This window comes from Novosphingobium sp., assembly GCF_027486195.1.
GTDB lineage: Bacteria > Pseudomonadota > Alphaproteobacteria > Sphingomonadales > Sphingomonadaceae > Novosphingobium.
In genome coordinates this window covers 1-5,286 of sequence record NZ_JAIXPP010000031.1, presented here as the reverse complement: position 1 = coordinate 5,286, position 5,286 = coordinate 1, and the positions used below count along the sequence as shown (strand labels likewise).

5 protein-coding genes are annotated in these 5,286 nt (G+C 66.7%); all 5 read right to left on the bottom strand.

Translation table 11 applies throughout. From position 1 onward, the window contains the following. Positions 1-226: 226 nt before the first annotated feature. Positions 227-1,510 carry a cell division protein FtsA gene (gene ftsA / locus Q0071_RS06595; protein WP_298166553.1) on the bottom strand — a complete coding sequence of 428 codons (1,284 nt, stop codon included), beginning with the start codon at positions 1,508-1,510 and terminating at the stop codon, positions 227-229. 10 nt (positions 1,511-1,520) lie between these two features. Then, complete coding sequence (locus tag Q0071_RS06590) at positions 1,521-2,549, bottom strand: cell division protein FtsQ/DivIB (RefSeq protein WP_298166552.1); 1,029 nt, start codon at positions 2,547-2,549, stop codon at positions 1,521-1,523. Positions 2,550-2,552: 3 nt separating this feature from the next. Then, positions 2,553-3,497, bottom strand: a complete 945-nt coding sequence (locus Q0071_RS06585) for a D-alanine--D-alanine ligase (protein WP_298166550.1) — start codon at positions 3,495-3,497, stop codon at positions 2,553-2,555. Continuing rightward, positions 3,494-4,453: a UDP-N-acetylmuramate dehydrogenase gene (gene murB / locus Q0071_RS06580; RefSeq protein WP_298166547.1), complete on the bottom strand. Its 960-nt coding sequence runs from the start codon at positions 4,451-4,453 to the stop codon at positions 3,494-3,496. The genes Q0071_RS06585 and murB overlap by 4 nt, the downstream gene beginning before the upstream one ends. After that, positions 4,450-5,286: cyanophycin synthetase (locus tag Q0071_RS06575; RefSeq protein WP_298166546.1), on the bottom strand; the 837-nt coding region annotated here is incomplete at its 5' end. The genes murB and Q0071_RS06575, both read right to left, overlap by 4 nt.

Sequence of the window (5,286 nt, the reverse complement as noted above, 5' to 3'; positions counted from 1 at the left end):
GTTGCCGCCCGCCCCGCCCACGCCGATGACGGTGATGCGCGGCCGCAGTTCGTCGATGGCCGGCGGTCCGATGTTGATGCTCATAGCGCTCTCCCGTGCGGGTCTGCGGGGGGCCGGAAACGGAGCCCCGGAAATCGTAACAATCGCTTTGGCACGGATTGTTTGACCGAATCAAAGCTTCGACAGGTTTTTCCACAAGTAGGAGGGTTTGACCGGCCCTCCACCATCAGAAATAGTCTTTCATCGCACGCCAGATGCGCTGCAGCAGACCCAGCCCGCTGTAGGATTGCGTAGGCCCCCAGGTCGGCCCGATCTTGCGGATATCGACAGGATCGGCGGCAGCATAGAGCATCAGGCCGACAAGCGTGGAGGAACTGGGCGTCGCATGGCCCGGCGGCAGGCCCAGCATGGTGGGCGGCGAACCGATGCGCACCGGGCGACCCAGCGCGGCCTGCGCATAATCGGCAAGCCCCGGAAGCTGCGCGCCGCCGCCTGTCAGCACCACCTGCTGGCCGCGCTTGCCGTTGAAGCCGAGCGCTTTCAAGGCGCGGCCCACTTCGTCGGTGAAGACGCCGAGCTGCTGGGTAATCACCGAGACTAGCTCGGCGCGAGGGATGCGGTTCTTGTCATCGGCGTGGCGCGCCACGGGTGCGCCCTGCTCGGGATCGCCGGGGGCGTTGACCGGAATCATCTCGCGGTGATCGGCGGGGCTCGCCAGCGCGGAGCCGGCCATGCATTTCAGCCGTTCGGCCTGATAACGGCGGATGCCGAAGGCAGAGGCGATGGCGTCGGTGATATCGCCCGACCCGAAGGCAATCGCCTGCATGCCCAGCAGCATGCCGCCTGCATAGACCGAGACGGTCGTCACTTCCGCGCCGAATTCGATCAGCGCCACACCCAGTTCGCGCTCCTCGGCAGAGAGGCAGGCATGGCCCGCCGCGATGGGTGAGCCGACGACGGCCTCGACCCGCAAGTGCGCGTTCTCGACCGTTTCCTTGAGGTTGCGCACCGGCGCACCGTCCGCCAGCATGACATGGATATCGACCGCGAGGCGCTCGGCGTGAAGGCCCTTGGGATTGGGCACGCCGTCAGCCCCGTCCAATGTGTAGTGCGCGGGCTGGGCGTGGAGCACGGTGCGGCCATCGGGCTGGATCACCTCGCGCCCGGCAATCAGCAGGTGCTCGATATCGTCGCTCTCGATCCGCCGCCCGCCAATCTCGACTTCGACCTTGGCGGTGGTGCTGGCAAGGCCTGCACCCGAACAGCCGATCCACACGCTCTGCACGCTGGCATTGGCCATCTTCTCGGCGCGCTCGATTGCATCGCGCACCGAATGGGTGGCGGCAACCATATCGGTCACGTAGCCGCGCTTGATCCCCTGCGACTGGCGGTGACCGGAACCCATGACGACCATCTCGCCCGCTTCGGTCAGCCCGGCGATGATCGCCGAAACCCGGAACGAGCCGAGATTGACGGCGGCAAAGACCTTGGTGATGCGGGGGGCAGCCATGGCCGGACGATCAATCCTGCGCGGTCTTGGCAATAGCGACTTTGGCGGGGGCGCCCTCGGCGGGGGCGGCGGACGCGACGGCGCTGCGCGCGGCTTCGGTCTTCGCGGCGGCGGCATTGGCCTTGGCAGTCGTTTCGGCGCGGGCGGCGGCGGCCACTTCATCCGCGCGGCCAGGCACCCGCATGTAGATGCGATCAGGGTTGCGCATGTCGAAGCTCGCCACCTTGCCGCCGAGCAGGCGGTCCACGCCGTCCATGCGGGCGAAGGTGAGCAGCGCGCTCGCCGCCTGGGTATCGCCCTCGGGCAGCGCGACGACCTGGCGGGTCTTGAACGTCAGGTTCCAGCGGCGGTTGCCGATCCATTCGGCCTCCGCCACCTGCGGGCGCAGCGCGGGGGCGGCATCGAGGAGGTGGACGAGATCGGCCACGCGGCCTTCCGCGCCATTGCCGGAAAGGACAAGCAGGCCCTTGGCCTTGGCCGGATTCACCGCCTCGAGCGGGTGGCCGGTCTCGTCAATCAGCGTCAGCTTGCCGTCGCGGCGCAGCACGGCATGGGGGCTACGTTCGATCACATCGACCACCAGCGTATCGGGCAACTGGCGCGAGACGCGGGCATCCTTCACCCACGAAAGCTGGAGCAATTCATCGCGAAGGCTCGCGATATCGAGCCGGGGCATGGCCTGATCGCGCTGACCGAGCACCTTCTCGTAGATCTTGAGCTCGTTCATGCGATTGACGCCGCGCACCTCGACGCGCTTGACCTCGAAGCCGGATTTGGAGGCGATCAGCGCCATCTCGGCTTCTGCCAGCTGCGGCACGCCCGCCATGCTGGCGACGACCCACGCCAGCACCGCCGCACCGCCCAGGATGACGAACATCAGAATGCGGTGCAGCGTTTCCTCGCTGAAGGGCATCCACTGCATGATCTGGTCGATCATCGATCCGGTCTGGCGGCGCGCAGCGGTCACCTTGCGCTTGGTGCCGCTGGCCGCCGCGACCTTGCGCACCGCTTTCCCGCCCCGGCGAATGGTCTGCGCCATGGCTCAGGCCTCCTTCTTCGCTGAAGCGAGCGCATCGGCGACTATTGCCTCGACGAGATCGCCATAATCCATGCCCAGCGCGCGCGCCTGTTCGGGCACGAGACTGAGCGGGGTCATGCCCGGCTGGGTGTTCACTTCGAGCAGGAACAGCCCTTCGACGCCCTGCTCGTCATCCCAGCGGAAATCGCTGCGGCTGGTGCCCTTGCAGCCGAGCAGCTGGTGTGCGCGCAGGGCAATGTCCTTGCAGGCTTCGGCGATTTCGTCGGGAATTTCGGCCGGGCAGATATGGTCGGTCATGCCATCGGTGTACTTGGCATCGAAATCGTAGAACCCGGACTTGGGCTTGAGTTCGGTAACGAGAAGCGCCTTGTCGACGAGCACAGCGGTCGTGAGCTCGCGGCCGCGGATGAAGGGTTCGGCGAGTAGCTCGTCGAACTCGTTCCACGGGCCGATGCTGTCACGGCTGATCGGATCACCGTAGTTGCCGCCCGCCGTAACGATGGCGACACCGACCGAGGAGCCTTCGTTGACCGGCTTCACAACATAGGGTCGCGGCAGCGGATCGCGCTCGAACAGTTCTTCGGAGCGAACCATGCGCCCACCGGGCATCGGGATGCCGTGCGGCACCAGCGCCTGCTTGGTCAGCTGCTTGTCGATGGCAATGACCGAAGTGGCGAGGCCGGAATGCGTGTAGGTCAGGCCCATCAGGTCCATCAGGCCCTGCACGGTGCCATCTTCCCCCGGCGTGCCATGGAGCGCGTTGAACACGACATCGGGCGCGGCTTCGGCGAGCTTTTGCGCGACATCGCGGCCCATGTCGATGCGGGTGACGCGGTGGCCCTTGGCTTCGAGCGCATCGGCGACGCCATTGCCGGACATGAGCGACACAGGGCGCTCGCTCGACCAGCCGCCCATGAGGACCGCGATATGGAGTTTCGGAAGAGTCACGGCCGGCCTACTCGCTGAATTTCCCACTGCAGGTCTACGCCCGACTGTTCCTTCACGCGCCGCCGCACTTCCTCGCCCAGCGCTTCGATCTCGGCGCTCGTGGCCTCACCGGTGTTGATGAGGAAATTGGTGTGCTTTTCGGAAACCTGCGCGCCGCCCAGCGTCAGCCCCCGGCAGCCTGCCTTGTCGACGAGTTCCCACGCCTTCCCGCCATCCGGGTTCTTGAAGGTACTGCCGCCGGTCTTGCTGCGCAGCGGCTGGCTGGCTTCGCGTGCGGCGGAAATGCGGTCCATCTCGGCCTGAATCGCGGCGGATTCGCCGGGATGGCCCCGGAAGCGCGCGGCGACAACGATGCTGCCATCGGTCAGGTTTGAATGGCGGTAGGTGTAGCCGAGTTCGCTGACCGGCAGTGAAACGACCTCGCCCGAGCGGGTCACCACGTCGCAATCGATCAGGATATCCTTGACCTCGCGGCCATAGGCACCACCGTTCATGCGCACGAAGCCGCCGACGGTGCCGGGGATCGAGCGGAGGAATTCAAGGCCCGCGATGCCGTGATCGCGCGCGGTGGAAGAGACAAGAATGCCGCTGGCACCGCCGCCGCAGTCGAGCGTCGTTTCGTCCACACGCTCCACTCGCGCGAAGGCCTTGCCGAGGCGGACGACGACGCCGGGCACGCCGCCATCACGGACAATCAGGTTGGAGCCGAGACCGAGCGCCATGACGGGGACTTCGGGCGCGAGACCGGCGAGGAAGTCCTGCAGATCGGCTACATCCCTGGGCTCAAACAGCCACTGTGCAGTGCCGCCAGACTTGAACCAGACCAGCGGCGCGAGCGGGGCGTTGGAGGTCAGCTTGCCCCTCACCCCGTTCGTGTCGAGCGAAGTCGAGACACCATGCGCGGCGTTTGGTGTCTCGACTTCGCTCGACACGAACGGATGGGGTGCGGAAGTCATTCAGCCCCCCGCCGTGCGGCAATCGCGCCGGCAAGGCCCGCCGCCCACTTGGTGATATCGCCAGCGCCAAGGCACACGACCATGTCGCCCGGCTGGATCACAGCTGCCAGTTCCACCGCAAGCGAATCCGCGCCCGCGATCAGGTGCGCCGAGCGGTGCCCGCGCGCCTTGATGCCCTCGACCATCGCGGCGCTGTCCACGCCTTCGATCGGCTGTTCGCCCGCCGGGTAGACCGGCGCGGCATAGACCACGTCGGCATCGTTGAACGCGCCCTGGAACTCTTCCATGTGATCGCGCAGGCGGGTGAAGCGGTGCGGCTGGACGACAGCGATCACCCGCCCCTGCACGCCCTCGCGCGCGGCGGCGAGGACGGCGCGGATCTCGACCGGGTGATGGCCGTAATCGTCGATCACGGTAACGCCGTCCACCTCACCGACCTTGGTGAAGCGGCGCTTGACCCCGGTGAACTTGGCAAAGCCGGTGCGGATCAGGTCTTCCGAAACGCCCATCTCCACCGCGACGGCGACGGCGGCGAGCGCGTTCTGCACGTTGTGGCGGCCGGGCATGGGAAGCTCGATGCCCTCGATCCGGCGGAAGCTGCCGTCGCGCTGGCGCAGCACGGCGGTGAAGCGGTTGCCGCCGGGGATTGGCGTCACCGCCTCGCCGCGCACGTCTGCCTGCGCGGAAAAGCCGTAGGTCACCACGCGGCGGTCGCGCACCTTGGGGATGATCGCCTGCACTTCGGGATGATCGATGCACAGGATCGCCGCGCCGTAGAACGGCACGTTCTCGATGAACTCGACGAAGCTGTCCTTGACCTTCTCGAACGAGCC

Coding starts and splice junctions, on each gene's coding strand:
- ftsA (WP_298166553.1), bottom strand. CDS start 1,510: ATGGCTGCCCCCCGCATCACCAAGGTCTTTGCCGCCGTCAATCTCGGC.
- Q0071_RS06590 (WP_298166552.1), bottom strand. CDS start 2,549: ATGGCGCAGACCATTCGCCGGGGCGGGAAAGCGGTGCGCAAGGTCGCG.
- murB (WP_298166547.1), bottom strand. CDS start 4,453: ATGACTTCCGCACCCCATCCGTTCGTGTCGAGCGAAGTCGAGACACCA.